Source organism: Variovorax sp. ISS6 (assembly GCF_056523145.1).
On sequence record NZ_JAWRZC010000001.1, the window covers coordinates 5306381 to 5325590 of the forward strand.

Genomic DNA, 19210 nt, shown 5'->3' on the forward strand with positions numbered 1-19210 from the left:
GGGAAAGCCGCCTGGGCGGCGGCACCGCCGCGCCCTACAGTCGCCCCATGCGCATCCTGCTGGCCGAAGACGAACACACCCTGGGCACCTGGCTCAGCAAGGCGCTCGAGCATGCGGGCATCCAGGTCGAGTGGGTGGACGACGGCCGGCTGGCCGACCGCGCGCTGCAGCAGCGCGACCACGATGCGCTGGTGCTCGACCTCGGGCTGCCCGGGCTCGACGGCCATGCGGTGCTGCAGCGGCTGCGCGAGCGCGACCAGCGGCTGCCCGCGCTGATCCTCACGGCGCGCGACTCGCTCGACGAGCGCGTGAGCGCGCTCAATGCCGGCGCCGACGACTTCCTCGCCAAGCCCTTCGCGCTGGCCGAGCTCGAGGCGCGGCTGCATGCGCTGGTGCGCCGCGCGCGCGGCGTGGAGCATCCGCGGCTGGCCTGCGGGCCGCTGGTGTACGACGGCGCGCGGCGGCAGTTCGCGCTGGCCGGCGAGGCGCTCGCGCTGTCGCCGCGCGAGCTCGCGGTGCTGCGCGTGCTGGTGCAGCGCAGCGGCGAGCCGCTGTCGAAGCAGCAGATCCTCGAGCGCGTGTTCTCCGACGACGAGGAGGTGCATCCCGAGGCCGTCGAGGTGCTGGTCTACCGGTTGCGCAAGCGCCTGGACGGCCGCGGCGTGCGCATCGTCACGCTGCGCGGCCTGGGCTACGTGCTCGAGGCGGACTGAGAACGTGTTCAGGGCGCGTCCCTCGATCGGCTGGCTGCGCCGCGCGAGCCTCTGGCAGCGGCTCGCGCTGCTGCTGCTGCCCGCGCTGGTCGCCGTCATCGGCATCGAGCTGTGGCGCACGCGGCACGATGCGCTCGAATCGGCCAACGCGGCCTACGACCGCTCGCTGCTCGGCGCGCTCAAGTCCATCGACGCCAACATCTCGACCGCCTCGGGCGGGCTCTCGGTCGAGCTGCCCTACACCATGTTCGAGTTCTTCGAGCTCACGGCCAGCGGCCAGGTGTTCTTTCGCGTGGCCACTTCCGACGGGCTGGTGGAGCTCGGCAGCGCCGACCTGCCCGCGCCGCCCGCCTCGCTCGCGCTCGGCGTGCCGGCCTTCTACGACGCCGAGTACTTCGGCGAGGCCGTGCGGCTCGCGGCCTACCGGCGCGAGCTCGACCGCGCGCCCGCGGGCAGCGCCGGGCGCAGCGTGCTGATCCAGGTCGGCGAGAGCACGCGCTCGCGCCAGGCATTCAGCGCGCGCTTCGTGCGCAGCGCCGCGCTGCGCGATGCGCTGGTGCTCGCGCTGCTGGTGTTCGGCACCGGCGCCGCGCTGGCGGCGGCGCTGCGGCCGCTGTCGCGCCTCGCGCGCGAGGTCGAGGCGCGCAAGCCCGACGACCTCACGCGCATCGCCGACGCCGACCTGCCCGCCGACGTGCGGCCGCTGGTGGCCGCGGTCAACCGCCAGATGTCGCGCACGCAGGACCTGGTGGCGCAGCAGCGGCAGTTCCTCGACGATGCCTCGCACCAGCTGCGCACCCACCTCACCACCTTGCAGATGCAGGCCGACTACGCGCAGCGCCAGCACGATCCGCTGCAGGTGCGCGCCGCGCTCGACGCGCTGGGCACCGAGATCGGCCGCGCCACGCGCAGCGCACAGCAGTTGCTGGCGCTGGGCCGCAGCGACACCGTGGCCGTGGCGCCGGCGGCGTTCGAACTCGCCAGCCTGCTGCGCGAGGTGGCCGTCAACCTGCTGCCGCAGGCGCGCGCCAAGCGCATCGACCTCGGCATCCAGGCACCCGACGAAACCGCGGAGCATGCGCACCTCGCCATCGCCGACCGCGCGCTGCTGTGCGAGGCGCTCACCAACCTCGTCGCCAACGCGATCGCCTACACCCCCGCCGAGGGCACCATCACCGTGTTCGCGGCCGGCGACGCGGCCGGCTGGAGCCTCAATGTCGAGGACGACGGCCCCGGTCTCGGCGAGGAGGAACGCGCCCAGCTCGGCCAGCGCTTCCGGCGCGGCGCGCGCGCCGGCAAGGGCGGCTTCGGGCTCGGCCTGGCCATCGCGCGCTCGATCGCGCAGCGCCATGGCGGCGAGCTGCGGCTCGAGGCGCGCGAGAGCGGCAGCGGGCTGCATGCCATCATCTGGTGGCCGAAGCCGGGCACGGCCTGAGCGCCTTCGCGCCTCGTTTCGCGGCCAGAATCCCCGCCATGCCGATCCGCATCGATCACCCTCGACGCCACGCCCTGCGCGCGCTCTCGGCGCTGCTGCTGCCCGGCGGCGCGATGCGCGCCTTCGCGGCGCCGCAACTCGATCCGGCCGATCCGTCGCAGGCCGCGGCCGAATGCATCATCCCCGCCAAGGCCGGCGGCGGCTTCGCCCTCACCTGCGCGCTCGCGCGCGACGCGCTGCAGGCCGTGCGCCCCGCGCGCGCGCCGCTCGCTCAGCGCTTCCTGCCGGGCGGCATCGGCGCCCTTGCCTTCGACCGCATCGCCACCGGCCGCCTCGGCGGTCCCGGCACGCTGGTCGCGTTCTCGAGCGGCTCGCTGCTCAACCTCGCGCAGGGCCGCTTCGGCCCGCATCCGACCAGCGCCGTGCGCTGGGTCGCCGCGCTCGGCACCGACTACGGCGTGGTCGTGGTGCACCGCGACTCGCCCTGGCGCAGCCTGCGCGAGCTGATGGCCGCGCTGCGCCAGTCGCCGTCGCGCATCGTGTTCGGCGCCGGCGGTACCGTCGGCAGCCAGGACTGGGTGAAGGCCGCGCTGCTGGTGCGCGCCGCCGGCGGCGACCACCGCGCGATGCGCTTCGTCTCCTTCGAAGGCGGCGGCGATGCGCTCGGCGCGCTGCAGGGCCGGCATGTCGACGTGTTCGCGGGCGACGCCGCCGAGGCGCTGCAGGCCATGGCCGGCGGCACCGCCGTGCGCCTGCTCGCGGTGCTGTCGGAAGCGCGGCTCGGCGGTGCGCTCGCGGGCGTGCCGACCGCGCGCGAACAGGGCGTGGACCTCGTGTGGCCCACGGTGCGCGGCCTCTACATCAGCGCCGACGTGCCCGACGCCGCGCTGCGCGCCTGGACCACCGCCTTCGAGGAAGCCATGGCCGCGCCCGGCTATGCTGCGCTGCGCGAGCGGCATGGGCTCTATCCCTTCGCGCTCACGGGGGCCGCGCTCGATGCCTATGTGCGGGAACGCATCCAGGTTTATCGGCAGCAGGCCGAAGAACTGGGATTGCGGCGGTGGAATCCTTGATCTCGATCCGGCCCGCGTCGATCCACCGAAGGCGATGCATCCTTCGAACCAGGAGAAGTCTTGATCCCCTCGGAACTGCAAACCTACCTCCACGACCACATCCCCCTCTCGAAGGCCATGGCCGTGTCCGTCGCCTCGGTGGCAGCGCATGAAGTGGTGCTGCGCGCACCGCTCGCGCCCAACATCAACCACCGCGACACCGTGTTCGGCGGCAGCGCCTCGGCGGTCGCGATCCTCGCGGCCTGGTCGCTGCTCAACACGCGGCTGACGGCCGAGGGCCTGGCCAGCCGGCTCGTGATCCAGCGCAACACCATGGCCTACGAGTTGCCGATCGAGGGCGACTTCATCGCGCGCTCGGCCTTCGACGAACCCGCGCAGTGGCTGCCGTTCGCGCGCATGCTGGCGCGCAAGGGCAAGGCCCGCATCTCGGTGTCGTCGCAGCTCGAGTACGGCGGGCAGGTCGTGGGGCGGCTGACGGGCGAATTCGTGGCGCTGCGGCCTCCACCCGAACCGATCGCGTAGCAACGGCCATGCAGAACACCCTCGTGAAATCCGCGGTGCGGGTCTTCGAACTGCTCGAGCTGTTCGAGGCCGAGCAGCGGCCGCTGCGCGTGGCGGAGATCGTGCAGAAGCTGGGCGCGCCGCAATCGAGCGTCTCGATGCTGCTCAAGACCCTGGCCAGCCAGGGCTACATGGAGTACGAGCGCGCGACGCGCAGCTACTGCCCGTCGGTGCGCGTCGCGTTCCTCTGCGAATGGGCCACGCGCATGCCGGGCCAGCGCGAGACGATCCACGACACGCTGCGCCGCCTGGCCAGCGAGACCGGCGAGTCGGTGCTGCTCGGGCGCAAGAGCGGCCTCTCGCTGCAGTACATCTCGGTGATCCAGTCGCAGCATGCGCTGCGCTTCTCGCCCTCGCCGGGCGTGAAGCGGCCGATGCACCACGCCGCCATCGGCATCATGCTGCTGAGCGAGATGAAGGACGAGCAGATCGAACTGCTGCTGCGGCGCTACAACGCGGAGCGCGGCAAGGGCGGCCCGATCGCACGGATCGCGCAGACCCTGCGCGCGGTCGAGCAGGCGCGCGAACAGGGCTGGTACGAATCGGCCAATCTCGCGACCTCGGGCGCGGGCGTGATCGCCACCCTGATCCCCACCAAGATCCGCAGCCAGCGGCTGGCGATCGGGATCGGTGCGCCGGTCGATCGGCTGCACCAGCGGCGCAAGCAACTGCTGCCAGCGCTGCTGGCCGCCGCGGGAAATTGCTGAGCGCGGCGCTCAGCGGCCTTGGTCGCGCGCCTCGATCGCCGCCTGCATTGCCAGCAGGCGCCGCGCCTGCGCAAGATGCAGCCGCTCGACCATCCGGCCTTCGAGGTTGATGACGCCCGCGCCCGCATGGCGGGGCAGCTCGAAGGCCGCGACGATCGCCCGCGCCTCCTCGAGCGCCGCCGCCGAAGGAGAGAAGGCCGCGTTCGCCGGCGCGATCTGCGACGGATGGATCAGCGTCTTGCCGTCGAAGGCCATGCGCGCCGACTGCAGGGCCTCCGCATCGAAGCCCGCGGTGTCGGCGAATTCGTTCCAGACGCCGTCGAGCACGCAGACGCCATGCCGCTTCGCATTGAGCACGACATTCATCAGCCAGGGCATGAGGTAGCGCCGCCCATCGCCCGCGAACACGCCCGTTTCCTTCGCGAGGTCGTTGGTGCCGACCACGAGGACCTCGAGCCGCGGGCGCGCGCCGAGGCCGGCGCGCACGATGTCGTCGAGCGCCGCGAGCGCGTCGGCCGTCTCGACCATCAGCCATAGCCGCAGTTCAGCGCCGAGACCATGGCGCAGCGCCGCCTCCGACAGGAAGCGCACGTCGTTCGCGCTGCCGATCTTGGGCACCAGCAACGCATCGGGGCGGCAGCGCGCCACGGTGCGCATGTCGGCATCGAAGTCCGCGCTACCGATGGCATTGATGCGCACCACCCTGTAGTGCGGCCCGGGCCATCCGGCCTCGAAGACCTGCAGCAAGTGGCCGCGCGCCGCCTCCTTCATCTCGGGAGCGACGGCATCTTCGAGGTCGAAGACGACGGCATCGGCATCGAGGCCGCCGACCTTGGCGAGGGCGCGTGGATTGGAGGCCGGAACGTAGAGCGCCGAACGGCGCGGTGGGTACTGGTGTGCATTCATGGGCGTGCAGTCTGCCGCTTCGCTCGCATGCCCTCCATCGCATATGTGATGGTTCTCGCGCATCGTCAACCATCACATCCATGATGCTTTTCGCCGACGCACGCCCGGATACTTCAGCGAACGAGACAACCAGACGGCAGGAAAAAGATGAGCGAAGCGCATACCGGCGTGACGAAGGACGTGGAGGCCACGCGGCTGCTGGCCGAATGGATCGGCGGCGGCGCGCAGCAGGCGATCACGCCGCTGGCGCTCGAATGGGCGCGGCACGTGATGCTCGACTGGCTCGCCGTGACCATCGCAGGCAGCAGCGAACCGCTGGTGCGGATACTTGCGGAAGAATATGGCGGCAGCGGTAACGAAGCCTCCTCGCTGATCGCGAGCGGCCGCCGTGCGCGGCCGCTGGACGCGGCACTGATCAACGGCGCAGCCGGCCATGCGCTCGACTTCGACGACGTGGCCTCGCGCATGTTCGGCCACCCCAGCGTGCCGGTGGTGCCCGCGGCGCTGGCGCTGGCACAGGCGCGCGGCGCCTCCGGCCTCGCGCTGCTGCAGGCCGTGGTGGTCGGCCACGAGATCGAGAGCCGCGTCGGCGAGATGGTGGGTCCGAGCCACTACCGCCACGGCTTCCATGCGACCGGCACCGTCGGCACGCTGGGCGCCGCCGCGGCCTGTGCCCACTTGCAAGGACTCGACCCGTCGCGGACCGCGCATGCGCTGGGCCTCGCGGCCACCCAGGCCGCCGGTCTCAAGTCGATGTTCGGCACCATGGCCAAGCCGCTGCACGCGGGCAAGGCCGCGATGAACGGGCTGATGGCCGCGCAGCTCGCGGCGCGCGGCTTCACCGCCAACGAGCAGGCGATCGAGGGCGCGCAGGGTTTCGCGCGCACGCTGGCACCGGAGCTCAACCCCTTCCCCGCCACCATCGACACCACGTCCGGCTTCGCGATCGAGCGCACGCTGTTCAAGTACCACGCCGCCTGCTACCTCACGCACTCGTCGATCGAGGCCATCCGCGAGCTGCGCGCGCGCCACGGCGTCGGCCTCGACGACCTGGAGACGCTGACGCTGACGGTCTCGGGCGAAGGCAACCACCGCGGCGTCTGCGACATCGAGGCCCCGGCGACCGGGCTCGAAGTCAAGTTCTCGATCCGCCACCTGGCCGCGCTGGCTTTGGACGGCGCCGACACCGCCGCGCTCGGTCTCTACACCGACGAGACGGCAAGCGATCCGCGCTGGCGCCGGGCGCGCGAGCGCGTGACGCTCGAGGTCGCCGACACGCAGCAGCGCGACACCGCGACCGCCACCCTGCGCACGCGCGATGGCCGCGTGCTGAGCGCGCAGGCCAACGTCGCCATTCCCGCCACCGACCTCGATGCGCAATGGCAACGCCTGCATGCCAAGGCGCGCGCGATCGCCGAGCCGGTGATCGGCGCCGCGCGCTTCGAGCGGCTGGCGCACGCGGTCGCGGCACTCCCCACCTCCCCCCACCTCCACTCCCTGATCGAAGCGATTCAATGACGCCCAACGACATCACGGTCCAACGCCTGAAGGCCGAGGCCAGGCCCAGGACACGCGGCAACCGGTACGAGGACTTCGACATCGGCCGCCGCTTCGCGCACCACTGGGGCCGCACGGTCACGGCCGCGGACAACACGCTGTTCTCCACCCTCACGCTGCACTACAACCCGCACTACACCAACGAGGCCTTCGCCCGGGCCCATGGCCACCCGACCACGCCGGTCAATCCGCTGCTGGTGTTCAACACGGTGTTCGGCCTGTCGGTGGAAGACCTGTCCGAGGGCGGCGGTCCCTTCCTCGGCGTGGACGAGCTCAGCTACCTGCGGCCCGTCTATCCGGGCGACACGCTCGAGGCCCGCTCCGAGGTGGTGGCCGCGCGCCTGGCGAGCAACCGCCCGGGCTACGGCATCGTCACCTGGCACACGCGCGGCAGCAACCAACGCGGCGAGGAGGTCATCGCCTTCAAGCGCACGAACCTGGTCAAAACGAGGAACTGAAACGATGTCGGAAGATGGTCTGGGCTACATGACGCAAGAGCGTCGCATGATCCGCGACGCGGCGCGCGAATTCACGATGAAGGAGGTGCTGCCGGTCGCCAACAGGCTCGACGGTCCGGAGGGCGAGATCCCGATGGAACTGCGCCAGAAGATCGCCGACATGGGCTACTTCGGGATCATGATTCCCGAGCAGTACGGCGGCCTCGGTCTCGGCTATTTCGAGTACTGCCTGATCTGCGAGGAACTCGCTCGCGGCTGGATGTCGGTCGCCTCGATCGTCGCGCGCGCCCAGGGCGGCTGGATCAAGGCCGCCATGCCCGAGGAGATGCGCGCCAGGTACCTGCCGCGCGTGGTGCGCGGCGAGTTCCTCAACGCGAGCGCGCTGTCCGAGCCCGACACCGGCTCCGACCTGGCCTCGATCTCCTGCCGCGCGGTGCGCGACGGCGACGAGTGGGTGATCACCGGCAACAAGTACTGGTGCACCTTCGCGGACGGCGCCGACTACATCACGCTGTTCGCGCGCACCGCGCCGCCGCCCAACTCCGACAAGCGCTGGCTCGGCATCTCCTGCTTCCTGATCGAGAAGGAGCGCGGCAGCTTTCCGAAGGGCATGACCGGCGCGCCGATCCCCAAGATCGGCTACTTCGGCTGGAAGACCTTCGAGCTCGCGCTCGACGGCCTGCGCGTGCCGGCGGACTGCCTGATCGGCGAGGAAGGCAAGGCCTTCCACCTGATGACCAAGGGCCTGGAAGGCGCGCGCGCCCACACGGCCGCGCGTGCCATCGGCCTGGCCCAGGGTGCGCTCGAGGACGCCATCGCCTACGCGGGCGAGCGCAAGCAGTTCGGCATGCCGATCGCCGAGTACCAGGCGATCCGCTTCAAGATCGCCACCATGGCGACCGAGATCGAGGCGGCGCGCCAGCTCATGCACTTCGTCTGCAGCGAGATCGACAGCGGCCGGCGCTGCGACAAGGAAGCCTCGATGGCGAAGTACTTCGCCTCCGAGATGGCCGAGCGCGTGACCTCCGAGGCGATGCAGATCTTCGGCGGCGCGGGCTACACCAGGCTGTTCCCGGTCGAGCGCTACTGGCGCGACGCGCGGCTCACGAAGATCTTCGAGGGCACCTCGGAGATCCAGCAGCGCATCATCGCGACCAGCCTGCTGGGCAAGTCGGAGGTCGAGGCCATGATCGCCGGGCGCGCCTTCGCGGCCGTGGCGCAGAAAGGCGGCGCGGCATGAGAAGCGCCGAACTCACCAGCGCCGACAACTACTTCGAGGACTTCGAGGTCGGCCTGCTGCTGCGCCACCACCGCGGCAAGACCGTGACCGAGATGGACAACGTGCTGCTCACCAACCTGGTGATGAACACCGCCGAAGGCCATTTCAACGAGGACGCGATGAAGAAGCAGGATGCGCGCGGCATCTTCGCGCAGCGCGTGGTGTTCGGCGGCATCAACCTGTCGATGGTGCTCGGGCTCGCGGCCCAGGACACGGCCGAGCAATGCCTGCAGGAGCTGGCGCTCGACAGGATCCGCCTGTCGCATCCGGTGTTCCATGGCGACACCCTCTATGCCTACAGCGAGGTGCTGGAAGCGCGCGCGGCCGACCGCGACGACGCCGGCATCGTGCGCTTCCGGCACTACGGCCTGAACCAGGACGACAAGCTCTGCGTCGAGGCCGAGCGCACCGTGCTGCTCAAGCGCAAGAGCCATTGGGCGGGCCGGTGACGCAGGCTGCCCCCGCCGCCACCGGCGCGCTCGACGGCCTGGTCGTGCTCGACCTCACGCGCATGCTGGCCGGCCCCTACGCCACCATGATGCTGGCCGACCAGGGCGCGCGCGTGGTGAAGATCGAGCCGCCCGGCGGCGACCCCACGCGCCGGACCGGCCCGCACCTGCCCGGCGCGCTGACCATCGCCGAAGGCGGCTTCGGTGGCTACTTCGCCTCGATCAACCGCAACAAGCAGTCGCTCGCGCTCGACCTCAAGCAGCCCGCCGGCAAGGCCGCGCTGCTGCGCATGGTGCGCGGCGCCGACGTGCTGGTCGAGAACTACCGCTGCGGCGTGATGGAACGGCTGGGCCTGGGCTACGAGGCGCTGATCGCCGAGAACCCGCGCCTGGTGTATGCCGCGATGCGCGGCTTCGGCGACCCGCGCAGCGGCCGCAGCCCCTACGCCGACTGGCCGGCCTACGACCCGGTCGCGCAGGCGATGGGCGGCATCATGGGCATCACCGGCCCGGTGCCCGCGGGTGCGCCGACCAAGATCGGCCCGGGCGTCGGCGACCTGGTGCCCGCGACCTTCCTCGCCTTCGGCATCGCCTCGGCCTGCTGGCGCGCGCAGCGCACCGGGCGCGGCCAGTTCGTCGACGTGTCGATGGTCGATGCGGTGCTGGCGATCTGCGAGCGGCTGGTCTACCAGTACAGCGCCTCGCACGAGTCGCCGGGCCCCGAGGGCAACGGCCACCCGCTGCTGTGCCCCTTCGGACTGTTCCCCGCGAAGGACGGCCACGTGAGCCTCGGCGTGCCCAATGACCGCTTCTGGGTGCCGCTCGTGCAGCGCATGGGCCGGCCCGAGCTCGCGAGCGATCCGCGCTACGCGAGCAACGAGGCGCGCATGGCGCACCGCGCCGAGGTCGAGGCCCTGGTCGGCGAATGGACCGCGCGCCACACCAAGGCCGAGCTGTCGTCGCTGCTCGGCGCGGAGATTCCGTTCGGCCCGGTGTTCGACGCGCAGGACATCTTCGAGGACGCGCATTTCCGCGCGCGCGGGATGCTGGTGGAGACCGAGCAGCCGGGCGCCGCGCGCGCGCTGACCGTGGCCGGCACGCCGGTCCACATGAGCGACACGCCCGGCGGCGTGCACCGGCGCGCGCCACTCACCGGCGAGCACAGCGACGCGGTGCTCCAGGGCTTCGGCTTCGCGCCGGCCGAGATCGCGGCGCTGCGCGCCGACCACGTCATCCACTGAAACCACTGCCTGAAGGAAACGAGTTCCATGCAAGAACGACCCCAGAGACTGCGCCGCTGCCAGCTGTCCGTGCCCGGCTCGAGCGAGAAGATGATGCAGAAAGCCGCCGGCATGGACGTCGACTTCGTCTTCCTCGATCTCGAGGATGCGGTCGCGCCGTCGGAGAAACGCCCCGCGCGCGCGAAGATCGTGCACGCGCTCAACGGCCTCGACTGGGGCCGCACCACGCGCTGCGTGCGCATCAACGACCTGACGACCGAGTACGCCTACGAGGACATCATCGAGGTGGTCGAGGGCGCGCGCGAGAACCTCGACGTGATCATGCTGCCCAAGGCGATGAGCGCGGCCGACGTGCAGTTCGTCGACAAGCTGCTGTCGATGATGGAGAAGAAGCTGGGCCTCAAGAAGCGCATCGGCATCGACGTGCTGATCGAGGAGGTCGAGGCCATGATGCGGGTCGAGGAGATCGCGGCCTCCACGCCGCGGCTCGAGTGCCTGATCTTCGGCATGGGCGACTACTCGGCGAGCCAGGGCATCTCGCTGCGCGACATCGGCGGCGCCAGCGGCTACCCCGGCGACATCTGGCACTACCAGCGCCACAAGCTGACCATCGCCGCGCGCGCGCACCGCATCGATGCGGTCGACGGCCCCTTCGCCGACTTCAGGGACCCCGACGCCTTCCGCGAGGAATGCCGGCGCTCGATGATCCTCGGCATGGTCGGCAAGTGGGCCATCCATCCCTCGCAGGTCGCGCTCGCGCAGGAAGCCTTCTCGCCGCCGGCCGCCGATGTGGCGCGCGCGCGCGACATGATCCAGGCCTACGACCAGGCCCTCGCGCAGGGCCTCGGCGCCGTGCAGTACGACGGAAAGATGATCGACATCGCGTCGGTGCGCATCGTGCGCAACCTGGTCGAGCGGGCCGACCGCATCGGCATGTAGGCGCGCGTGCCCGTGGACGCGCTGCCGCCGGCAGCCGCGTCACCTGAAGCGACCCGAAGGAGACAAAGCAATGCAACGAGACAAGATCGAACCGTTCCTGCCCCTGGATGCCGCCCGCCGGCGCCAACTGCTCGCGGCCGGCCTGGCGCTGGGCACCGGCGCACTGCCGCGGCTGGCCTTCGCGCAGGACTGGCCCACCAAGCCGGTGCGGCTGGTGGCCGCGCAGGCGCCCGGCTCGTCCAACGACGCCACCGCGCGCGCGGTGGCCGAGTACATGACCTCGAGCCTGGGCCAGGCGGTGGTGGTGGAGAACAAGCCCGGCGGCATCGGCATGATCGCGGCGGACAACGTGGCGCGCTCCCCCGCGGACGGCTACACCCTGCTCATCACGCTGCACAGCCAGCTCGCACAGGCACCGGTGATGCTCAAGAAGGTGCCGCTCGACACCTCGAAGGACCTGGTGCCGATCGCGGCCTTCAGCACCGGCGTGTCGCCGATGGTGGTGAAGAAGGACCTGCCGGTGAAGAACTTCAAGGAACTGCTCGCGCTCGCGCGCCAGCGGCCGGTGTCGGTGGGCAACTACGGCATCGGCTCGGGCTGGCAGATCATGATGACCCAGCTCGCCAAGCAGACCGGCGCCAGGTTCGACATCGTGAACTACAAGGGCACGGGCCCGATGGTGTTCGACCTGATGGCGGGCAACATCGACATCGGCGCGGGCTCGCTGGCGGGCCTGGGCCCCGGGATCCAGAAAGGCAGCTTCCGGCCGGTGCTGGTCATCTCGGGCGGGCGCTCGGAGAAGCTGCTGCCCGGCATTCCGACCTGGGCCGACGAGGGCTTCACCGGGCCCGCGTTCGAGAACCTCACCGAGTGCAACATGATCCTGGGCCCCGCGGGCCTTCCGGCCGACGTGGTGCGCCGCGTCGCCGATGCCTGCCGCGAATCGGCGTCCAGGTCGGAGGCCGTCAAGAATGTGCTGGCGCAGCTCGGCGTGGAGGAAGCGCCGCTGACGGGCGCCGAACTGCAGCGCTTCATCCAGCGCACCTGGCCCACCTACCAGGCGATGACGAAGGAGCTGGGGCTGCAGGCGCAGTAGTCCGAGGGTGTCGCGAAGCGGCTTCAGGCCCGCAGCGCGGACAGCGCCCGCAGCCGCCGATGCGCCTCGCCCTGCGCATCGACTGGCGACTGGTTCTTCGCCTGCAGGTAGTGGTGGGTGAAGACCGCGAGGTAGGCGTCGAGGATCTGCGCGGCCAGCGCGTCGCCGGCCAGTTCCATGCACAGGCTCGCGACCTCGCTGGTGCAGAGGTGGTCGTCGCGGCCCGACTGGCGCAGCCGGTACTGCGTGCTGCGCGCGAGCACCGGGCTCAGCACCGGCAGCTGCGCGAGGTAGGCGCTGCGCCGGAACATCTTGCGCCCCTCGGCCCAGGTGCCGTCGAGCAGCACGAACAGCGGGCGCTTCGCGGGGCCGCCTGGCGATGCCTCGGGCAGCGCGACGGTCTGCACCACCCGCCCGGGCGCGGCGTACTGCCCCGGAAACACCACGTACGGCTGCCATCGCGGATCGGCCAGCAGGGCCAGCAGCGCGGGATCGGCCTCGGTGCGCGACCAGCCGAAGGCGAAGGTGTCCTCGACCACGTCGGCGATCAGCCAGCCGGTGTTGCTGGGCTTGAGCGCCTCGATGTCGCCCATGATCAGGCAGACGCCCGCGCGCGTGGCCATCGAGGGCCGCAGCGCGCACAGGCAATGGCTGGGCGCGAGCCGGCAGCCGGCACAGCGCTCGCGCTTGAAGCCGCCACGGGCCAGGAAGGGTTTGACGCTGCGCGCGAGGCGTTCGGCGCGCAGCAGGGAGACGGCGTGGGGCATGCGCCGATTCTCGGGCATGCCCGCCTGCCGGCCGGTCTTCAACCGGCCTTGAGGAACACGTCGTGATCGGGGGCGAAGTTGGCGTGCAGCGGCAGCATCGCGCCGCCCAGCGCGCAGGCCTGTGCGCCGACGCGGCCGCCATGCAGTTGCGGGCGCCACAGGCCCTCCCAGTTGCAGCCGTCGAGCGCGGCACGCGTGGCCTCGAGCAGCGCCTGCTGCAGCGGGCGCGACATCGAGCCGTCCATCACCACGTCGGCCAGGTCGAGCATCGCGGTGCCGCTCGCGATCGCATGGGCCAGCGCCTCGGCGGCCGAGGCGAGCCAGGCCGCGGTGGCGTCGGCGAACGGCGGCTGCAGCGCGCGCTCGTCGTAGGCCGCGTCGGGGTCGACGCCCTCGCGCTGCAGCCGCTGCTCGAGCTCCCACAGCGAGGCCTCGGCGATCAGCTGCGGCGGCACCGCGTCGCCCTGCCGCTGCGCGCCGCGCACGCGCTGCATCGGCAGCGAGGCGAGCGCGCCGGCATTGCCGTGCGCGCCGCCGTGCAGGTGCGAGTTGAGCACCAGGCCGCCGCCGACGAAGGTGTCGACGAACACGTAGAGAAAGCTCTTCAGGTCGTGGCCGCGCCCGCTCACCAGCTCGGCCACGCAGGCCGCGACGGTGTCGCGCGCGAAGATCACCGGCAGGTCGGTGCGCTGTCGCACCTCGGCGCCCAGGTCCATGCCGTTCCACAGGTCGGACTGCGCCTTCGACAGCCCGAGCGTGCGGTGCCAGCCGCCGAGCAGGAACGGCGCGGCGAGCCCCACGCCGACGGTGCGCGCGGCCAAGGGTCCCAGGCCGTCGCGCAGCCGGTGGGTGTGCTGCGCGATCGCGGGCAGCAGCGCGTCGGCGTCGGGAAAGTCGTATGCCATCGCATGGCGCTCGCGCACCCGGGCCGTGAAGTCGATCAGCAGCCATTCGGCGCCGCGCCGGCCGACCTTGACGCCGATCGCGAAGGCACCGTCGGGGTTGAGCGCGAGCGGCACGGAGGGCTGGCCGATGCGGCCGCGCACGCGGCTCTGCTTGACGATCAGCCCGTCCTCCTCGAGCCGCGCGGTGATCAGCCCGATGGTCTGCGCGCTCAGGCCGGTGAGGCGCGCGAGCTCGGCCTTGGGCAGGCTGCCGTGCACGCGCAGCGCCTGCAGCACGGTGCGCTCGTTGAACTGGCGCATGCCGACCTGGTTGGAGCCGCGCGGGCGCAGCAGGTCGGGCATGCGCGCGGCCGGCGCGGCATCAGGCATGCGCCTCCGCGGGCAAGGCGCTCGGCGGCATGGCGCCGGTCATCACGGCCACGGTGTCGCTCATGCTGATCTTCTTCGGATCGAGCACGGCGGCGCGCTTGCCCAGGCGCGCGACGTGGATGCGGTCGGCGACCTCGAACACGTGCGGCATGTTGTGGCTGATCAGCACCACGGGCAGGCCGCGGTCGCGCACGCGGCGGATCAGCTCGAGCACCATGTTGCCCTCCTTCACGCCGAGCGCGGCGGTGGGCTCGTCCATGATGACCACGTGGCGCGCGAAGGCCGCGCTGCGCGCCACCGCCACGCACTGGCGCTGGCCGCCCGAGAGGGTCTCGACGGCCTGCGTCATCGACTGGATGCCGACCTTGAGGTCGGCCATGCGGGCCGTGCTCTCCAGCAGCATCCTCTTCTTGTCGAGCATGCGCAGCACGTTGCCGAGGAAGCCGGGGCGGCGCAGCTCGCGGCCGAGGAACAGGTTCTCGTAGATGGTCATCGCGGGCGCGACGGCCAGGTCCTGGTAGACGGTCTCGATGCCGGCCCGCCGCGCATCGAGCGGATTGCGGAACTGCACCGGCTGGCCGTCGAGCAGGATCCGGCCCTCGTCGGGCACGATCGCGCCCGACAGTGCCTTGATGAGCGAGGACTTGCCCGCGCCGTTGTCGCCGATCACCGCGAGGATCTCGCCCTCGCGCAGCTCGAAGTCGACGCCGTCGAGCGCGGTGACCTGGCCGTAGCGCTTCACCAGGCCCTGGGCCTGCATCACCACCTTGGGGTTCGTCACGGCGTTCATCAGCGGGCCCCCTTGCGCGAGAGCTGGTCGGCCGCCACCGCGAGGATCACGAGCACGCCCGTCACCAGCACCTGGTAGATCGACGACACGCCCATCAGGGTGAGCCCGTTGCGGAACACGCCCACGATCAGCACGCCGATCAGCGAGCCGAGCACGATGCCGCGGCCGCCGAACAGGCTGGTGCCGCCCAGCACCACGGCCGTGATGGCGTCGAGGTTCTCGGTCTGGCCCGCGTTCGGGTCGCCCACGCCGGTGCGCGCCACCGACAGCAGCGAGGCGATGCCGTAGAGCACGCCCGCGGCCACGTACACGCCCAGCAGCACGCGCTGCGTCGGGATGCCGACCAGCCGCGTCGCCTCGGCGTTGTTGCCCACCGCGTAGACGTGGCGGCCGGCGCCGGTCTCGCGCAGCACGAACCAGGCGAGGCCGTAGAGCGCCACCATCAGCACCGAGCCCCACGCCACCTCGGCGCTGCCGATGGTGAAGGTGGTGCCCAGGCCCGTGAGGCCGGCCGGCAGGTCGGTGATGGTCTGCGAGGACGAATACAGCTGCGTGATCGCGAAGGCGATGTTGAGCGTGCCCAGCGTCACGATGAAGGGCGGCAGCTTGATGCGCGTGACCAGCAGGCCGTTGAGCAGGCCGAACAGCGTGGTCACGCCGATGCCGCAGAGGATGGCCACCGGCACCGGCAGGCCGAGCTCGGTGGCGAACTTGCTCATGATGATGCCGCCCAGCGCCATCACCATGCCGCACGACAGGTCGATGCCGGCCGTGAGGATGATCAGCGTCTGGCCGATCGCGATCACGCCCACCACCATCACCTGCTGCAGGATCAGCGAGAGGTTGCCGCCGGTGAGAAAGCGGTCGGACTGGGTCGCGAAGAAGATGCAGGCACCCAGCAGGGCCAGCCACGGCCCGAGGGCGCCCCACGGGATGTGGTGCGTTGCGGATTTCGCCATCGATGTGCCTCCCCGGGGCGGGTTGGTTACTTCTTGCCCCAGCACAGCTCGGCACCGGTCTTGGTGTCCTTGCTCTCGACGCCGGCCACGCTCTTGCCCGCGATCAGGGTCACGCCGGTGTCGACGTAGCCCGAGGCCTTCTTGCCGGTCTTCGCGAATTCGACGCCCGCGGCCACGCCCATCGCGGCCATCTTCAGCGGGTACTGCTGCGAGGTCGCGGCGATGATGCCGGCGTTGGTGTCCTTGATGCCCTGGCAGCCGCCGTCGACCGAGACGATCAGCACGCCCTTCTCCTTGCCCGCGCGCTTGAGCGCGTTGTAGGCACCGGCCGCGGCGGGCTCGTTGATGGTGTAGACCAGGTTCACGTCGGGCGCCTTCTGCAGGCAGTTCTCCATCACGGTCTGGGCCTTGGCCTGGTCGCCGAAGCTGTCGGCCATGCAGACGATCTCGGGCGCCTTCGAGAGCTCGTTCGACTTGGCGTCGTTGGCCGGCAGGCCGAAGCCCTTCATGAAGCCGTTGTGGCGCTGCGCGCCCACGGGGTGGCCCGGCAGCAGGTCGAGCGCGACGATCTTCGGCGTCTTGCCGGCCATCGCGGCCTTGGCGTATTCGCCGATCAGCACGCCGGCCGTGTAGTTGTTGGTGGCGAACAGCGCGTCGGTGGCCTCGGGCGGATCGGCCGGGCTGTCGAGCGCGATCACCATGATCCCCTTGTCGCGCGCCTTCTTGATCGCCGGCACGATGGCCTTGGCGTCGCTCGGCGTGATCAGGATGGTCTTGGCGCCGGCCGCGATCATGTTCTCCATGGCCGTGATCTGCCCCGCGTTGTCGCCGTCGGCCTTGCCCGCGCCCGACAGCAGCTTGGCGCCGAGCTTCTTGGCCTCTTCCTGCGCGCCCTCCTTCATCTTCACGAAGAAGGGGTTGGTCTCGGTCTTGGTGACGAGGCCGATCACGGGTTCGCCGGCGGCGAAGGCGGTAGAGGCGGCGACGGACGCGGCCGCCAGGGCCAGGATGCAGCGGATGCGGGGCATGGTTGTCTCTCCTTGGGCGGGCGGCTGGATCGGACCGCCCCGTGGTTCTCGGGATCCGGCCCGTTCGCCATGCGGATGGCGTCGCCGGGCCGGGCGCCAGCGGACTATCGGCCAAGGAAACGACTAAATCAAGTTGGTTTAGTTATCGAAAACCCGCACAGGAAGCATCAAGGATCCGGCTCGCGGCGATGGATCTGGACGCCTGTCAAACGAAACAGTTACTTGCATTTACTCACATTACCGACAGAATGAGCCAGCATTTGGAGGTCAAGCACGCGTGAGTGGCGAGGTCGTCGAACTGCTGAGAACCCAGCCCGAAATCGCGCTGTTCCTCGTGCTCGCCATCGGCCATGCCGTCGGCGCCATCCGCTTCGGACCGATCCAGCTCGGCGGCATCTGCGGCACCCTGATCGCCGCGCTGGTGGTCGGCCAGCTCGGCATCCGGGTCGACGACAGCGTGAAGAACGTGTTCTTCATGCTCTTCATCTTCGCGCTCGGCTATGCGGGCGGCCCGCAGTTCTTCGCCAACCTCGACGCCAAGGGCCTGCGCCTGGGCCTGTTGTGCCTCGTCGAGGTGGTGGCGGTGCTCGCGCTGGTGCTGGGCGCCACCGTGCTGCTGTCGCTCGACCAGGGCACGGCCGCCGGGCTGATGGCCGGCGCGGCCACCGAGTCGGCGGTGGTGGGCACGGCCACCGACGCGATCTCCAAGCTGGGCCTGCCGGCGGCGGACATGCAGCAGCTGCAGGCCAACGTGGTCACGGCCTACTCGATCACCTATGTGTTCGGCTTGATCGCGATCGTGGTCTTCACGAGCCAGGTGTTTCCGCTGCTGCTGCGCATGGACCTGCGCGCCGAGGCCGATCGCCTGTGGAAGACCATGGGCGGCGGCGGCGACGATCCCGGCGCCGCGAGCGCGGTGCCCGAGATGGTCGGCCGCGTGTTCGAGGTGACGACCGGACGCGGCCGCTCGATCGGCGAGCTGGCCACGATCCTCGGCGGCCAGGCCCACATCGAACGCGTGCTGCGCACCGGCCAGAGCCTGGCGGTGGAGCCCGCGCTGCGGCTGCGCGCCCACGACCGGGTGCTGGCCATCGGCCGTCGCGCGGCGCTGGTCAACGTGGCCGAGCTGCTGGGCCGCGAGTTCGCCGACACCACGGCCTTCGACGCGGTGGTCGAGACCACCGAGGCGGTGCTGAACCGGCGCGAGTGGTTCGGCCGCGAGCTGCGCGAGCTGGCCGCGGCGCTGCCGCCCTCGGTGCAGGTCACGGGCGTGGCGCGCGACCGCCATGCGATGCCGCTGCTGGGCGAGCTGCGGCTCGCGCGCGGCGACGTGCTCCAGCTCTACGGCCCGGTCGACGAGGTGGCGCGCGCGCTGCCGCTGGCCGGCGACCGGGTGCTGGCCTCGACGCGCAGCAACATCAGCTTCGCGGCCGCGGGCATCCTGCTCGGCGTCTTCATCGGCGGCTTCAGCGTCAAGCTCGGCGGCATCCCGTTCTCGCTCGGCACCGGCGGCGGCGCGCTGCTCACCGGCCTGGGCTTCGGCTGGTACCAGGCGAAGAACCCGCACCGGCTCAGCGTGCCGCCCGATGCGCTGGCGCTGATGAAGGACCTGGGCCTGGCCACCTTCATCGCCTGCGTCGGCCTGGCCTCGGGGCCGCAGGCACTGGCATTGATCGAGAAGTTCGGCGTGGCGCTGCCGCTGGTCGGCGTGGCCGTGGCGGTGGTGCCGGCGAGCCTGTCGCTGTTCATCGGCCACCGGCTGCTCAAGCTCGAGGCGCCGGTGCTGCTGGGCGCGATCGCGGGCCAGCAGTGCAGCACGCCGGCCCTCAGCGCGGTGCAGAACGCGGCCGGCAACGCCACGCCGCTGCTGGGCTACACCATCACCTATGCGATCTCGAACGTGGTGCTGCCGCTGATGGGACCGCTGATCGTCGCGCTGGCCGGGCTGGTTCACCACGCGGCGAAATGAATTCGAAAC

Annotated in this window: 19 protein-coding genes; 13 read left to right on the plus strand and 6 right to left on the minus strand. The window is 71.0% G+C overall.

Translation table 11 applies throughout. The annotated features are described in order from the left end of the window. The first annotated feature begins 47 nt into the window (after positions 1–47). The 5 genes from AC1HIL_RS24485 to AC1HIL_RS24505 are packed head-to-tail and all read left to right on the plus strand — an operon-like array spanning position 48 to position 4489. Entirely contained in the window at positions 48–713 is a 666-nt protein-coding gene (locus AC1HIL_RS24485) for a response regulator (protein WP_057593619.1), read from the plus strand. A gap of 4 nt (positions 714–717) precedes the next feature. Next, positions 718–2148, plus strand: coding sequence for a sensor histidine kinase (locus AC1HIL_RS24490; RefSeq protein ID WP_479670239.1), 1431 nt, complete (start codon positions 718–720; stop codon positions 2146–2148). Between the two features lie 38 nt (positions 2149–2186). After that, positions 2187–3221: a tripartite tricarboxylate transporter substrate binding protein gene (locus AC1HIL_RS24495; RefSeq protein ID WP_479670240.1), complete on the plus strand. Its 1035-nt coding sequence runs from the start codon at positions 2187–2189 to the stop codon at positions 3219–3221. 60 nt (positions 3222–3281) lie between these two features. After that, the gene (locus AC1HIL_RS24500) at positions 3282–3743 is read left to right on the plus strand and encodes a YiiD C-terminal domain-containing protein (protein ID WP_479670241.1); all 462 of its coding nucleotides are present in this window, start codon (positions 3282–3284) and stop codon (positions 3741–3743) included. Between the two features lie 8 nt (positions 3744–3751). After that, complete coding sequence (locus tag AC1HIL_RS24505; protein ID WP_057593612.1) at positions 3752–4489, plus strand: IclR family transcriptional regulator; 738 nt, start codon at positions 3752–3754, stop codon at positions 4487–4489. 9 nt (positions 4490–4498) lie between these two features. Here the strand turns inward: AC1HIL_RS24505 and AC1HIL_RS24510 are convergent, their stop codons facing one another. Continuing rightward, complete coding sequence (locus tag AC1HIL_RS24510; RefSeq protein ID WP_479670242.1) at positions 4499–5395, minus strand: HpcH/HpaI aldolase/citrate lyase family protein; 897 nt, start codon at positions 5393–5395, stop codon at positions 4499–4501. 147 nt (positions 5396–5542) lie between these two features. On the opposite strand from AC1HIL_RS24510, the gene AC1HIL_RS24515 reads away from it, so the two are divergent. The 7 genes from AC1HIL_RS24515 (at position 5543) to AC1HIL_RS24545 (ending at position 12414) form a co-directional block, all read left to right on the plus strand. Continuing rightward, the gene (locus AC1HIL_RS24515) at positions 5543–6913 is read left to right on the plus strand and encodes an MmgE/PrpD family protein (RefSeq protein WP_479670243.1); all 1371 of its coding nucleotides are present in this window, start codon (positions 5543–5545) and stop codon (positions 6911–6913) included. Continuing rightward, positions 6910–7410: a MaoC family dehydratase gene (locus AC1HIL_RS24520; protein WP_093356093.1), complete on the plus strand. Its 501-nt coding sequence runs from the start codon at positions 6910–6912 to the stop codon at positions 7408–7410. The genes AC1HIL_RS24515 and AC1HIL_RS24520 overlap by 4 nt, the downstream gene beginning before the upstream one ends. A gap of 4 nt (positions 7411–7414) precedes the next feature. Continuing rightward, positions 7415–8650, plus strand: a complete 1236-nt coding sequence (locus AC1HIL_RS24525) for an acyl-CoA dehydrogenase family protein (RefSeq protein ID WP_208508065.1) — start codon at positions 7415–7417, stop codon at positions 8648–8650. Continuing rightward, positions 8647–9138, plus strand: coding sequence for a MaoC family dehydratase (locus AC1HIL_RS24530; RefSeq protein WP_203201675.1), 492 nt, complete (start codon positions 8647–8649; stop codon positions 9136–9138). The genes AC1HIL_RS24525 and AC1HIL_RS24530 overlap by 4 nt, the downstream gene beginning before the upstream one ends. After that, the gene (locus AC1HIL_RS24535) at positions 9135–10379 is read left to right on the plus strand and encodes a CaiB/BaiF CoA transferase family protein (protein ID WP_093356086.1); all 1245 of its coding nucleotides are present in this window, start codon (positions 9135–9137) and stop codon (positions 10377–10379) included. The genes AC1HIL_RS24530 and AC1HIL_RS24535 overlap by 4 nt, the downstream gene beginning before the upstream one ends. A 27-nt stretch (positions 10380–10406) precedes the next feature. Next, positions 10407–11318 (plus strand): HpcH/HpaI aldolase/citrate lyase family protein, encoded by a 912-nt coding sequence (locus AC1HIL_RS24540; protein ID WP_261216515.1) that lies wholly within the window; start codon positions 10407–10409, stop codon positions 11316–11318. A 70-nt stretch (positions 11319–11388) separates the two neighbouring features. Beyond that, complete coding sequence (locus AC1HIL_RS24545; RefSeq protein WP_479670244.1) at positions 11389–12414, plus strand: Bug family tripartite tricarboxylate transporter substrate binding protein; 1026 nt, start codon at positions 11389–11391, stop codon at positions 12412–12414. 23 nt (positions 12415–12437) lie between these two features. Here AC1HIL_RS24545 and AC1HIL_RS24550 read toward each other — a convergent pair whose 3' ends face one another. From AC1HIL_RS24550 to AC1HIL_RS24570, 5 genes are read right to left on the minus strand one after another with little or no spacing between them, the layout of a single operon-like run. Next, the gene (locus tag AC1HIL_RS24550) at positions 12438–13181 is read right to left on the minus strand and encodes a tRNA-uridine aminocarboxypropyltransferase (RefSeq protein WP_422096580.1); all 744 of its coding nucleotides are present in this window, start codon (positions 13179–13181) and stop codon (positions 12438–12440) included. Positions 13182–13219: 38 nt separating this feature from the next. After that, positions 13220–14455, minus strand: a complete 1236-nt coding sequence (locus AC1HIL_RS24555; protein WP_479670245.1) for an ROK family transcriptional regulator — start codon at positions 14453–14455, stop codon at positions 13220–13222. Further along, complete coding sequence (locus tag AC1HIL_RS24560) at positions 14448–15245, minus strand: ATP-binding cassette domain-containing protein (RefSeq protein WP_057593597.1); 798 nt, start codon at positions 15243–15245, stop codon at positions 14448–14450. Before AC1HIL_RS24560 ends, AC1HIL_RS24555 begins: the two co-directional genes overlap by 8 nt. Next, positions 15245–16204, minus strand: a complete 960-nt coding sequence (locus AC1HIL_RS24565) for an ABC transporter permease (protein ID WP_261216501.1) — start codon at positions 16202–16204, stop codon at positions 15245–15247. The genes AC1HIL_RS24560 and AC1HIL_RS24565 overlap by 1 nt, the downstream gene beginning before the upstream one ends. Before the next feature lie 26 nt (positions 16205–16230). Continuing rightward, the gene (locus AC1HIL_RS24570; RefSeq protein WP_057593595.1) at positions 16231–17232 is read right to left on the minus strand and encodes a sugar ABC transporter substrate-binding protein; all 1002 of its coding nucleotides are present in this window, start codon (positions 17230–17232) and stop codon (positions 16231–16233) included. Between the two features lie 277 nt (positions 17233–17509). Between AC1HIL_RS24570 and aspT the strand changes: the two genes are divergently transcribed. Next, complete coding sequence (gene aspT, locus AC1HIL_RS24575; protein WP_479670246.1) at positions 17510–19201, plus strand: aspartate-alanine antiporter; 1692 nt, start codon at positions 17510–17512, stop codon at positions 19199–19201. The last annotated feature ends 9 nt before the right edge of the window (positions 19202–19210 follow it).

What these genes read in the sequence shown, in the direction of transcription:
- AC1HIL_RS24485 (WP_057593619.1), top strand. Translation starts at nt 48, where the DNA reads ATGCGCATCCTGCTGGCCGAAGACGAACACACCCTGGGCACCTGGCTC.
- AC1HIL_RS24495 (WP_479670240.1), top strand. Translation starts at nt 2,187, where the DNA reads ATGCCGATCCGCATCGATCACCCTCGACGCCACGCCCTGCGCGCGCTC.
- AC1HIL_RS24505 (WP_057593612.1), top strand. Translation starts at nt 3,752, where the DNA reads ATGCAGAACACCCTCGTGAAATCCGCGGTGCGGGTCTTCGAACTGCTC.
- AC1HIL_RS24510 (WP_479670242.1), bottom strand. Translation starts at nt 5,395, where the DNA reads ATGAATGCACACCAGTACCCACCGCGCCGTTCGGCGCTCTACGTTCCG.
- AC1HIL_RS24515 (WP_479670243.1), top strand. Translation starts at nt 5,543, where the DNA reads ATGAGCGAAGCGCATACCGGCGTGACGAAGGACGTGGAGGCCACGCGG.
- AC1HIL_RS24520 (WP_093356093.1), top strand. Translation starts at nt 6,910, where the DNA reads ATGACGCCCAACGACATCACGGTCCAACGCCTGAAGGCCGAGGCCAGG.
- AC1HIL_RS24525 (WP_208508065.1), top strand. Translation starts at nt 7,415, where the DNA reads ATGTCGGAAGATGGTCTGGGCTACATGACGCAAGAGCGTCGCATGATC.
- AC1HIL_RS24530 (WP_203201675.1), top strand. Translation starts at nt 8,647, where the DNA reads ATGAGAAGCGCCGAACTCACCAGCGCCGACAACTACTTCGAGGACTTC.
- AC1HIL_RS24540 (WP_261216515.1), top strand. Translation starts at nt 10,407, where the DNA reads ATGCAAGAACGACCCCAGAGACTGCGCCGCTGCCAGCTGTCCGTGCCC.
- AC1HIL_RS24545 (WP_479670244.1), top strand. Translation starts at nt 11,389, where the DNA reads ATGCAACGAGACAAGATCGAACCGTTCCTGCCCCTGGATGCCGCCCGC.
- AC1HIL_RS24550 (WP_422096580.1), bottom strand. Translation starts at nt 13,181, where the DNA reads ATGCCCCACGCCGTCTCCCTGCTGCGCGCCGAACGCCTCGCGCGCAGC.
- AC1HIL_RS24555 (WP_479670245.1), bottom strand. Translation starts at nt 14,455, where the DNA reads ATGCCTGATGCCGCGCCGGCCGCGCGCATGCCCGACCTGCTGCGCCCG.
- AC1HIL_RS24560 (WP_057593597.1), bottom strand. Translation starts at nt 15,245, where the DNA reads ATGAACGCCGTGACGAACCCCAAGGTGGTGATGCAGGCCCAGGGCCTG.
- AC1HIL_RS24565 (WP_261216501.1), bottom strand. Translation starts at nt 16,204, where the DNA reads ATGGCGAAATCCGCAACGCACCACATCCCGTGGGGCGCCCTCGGGCCG.
- AC1HIL_RS24570 (WP_057593595.1), bottom strand. Translation starts at nt 17,232, where the DNA reads ATGCCCCGCATCCGCTGCATCCTGGCCCTGGCGGCCGCGTCCGTCGCC.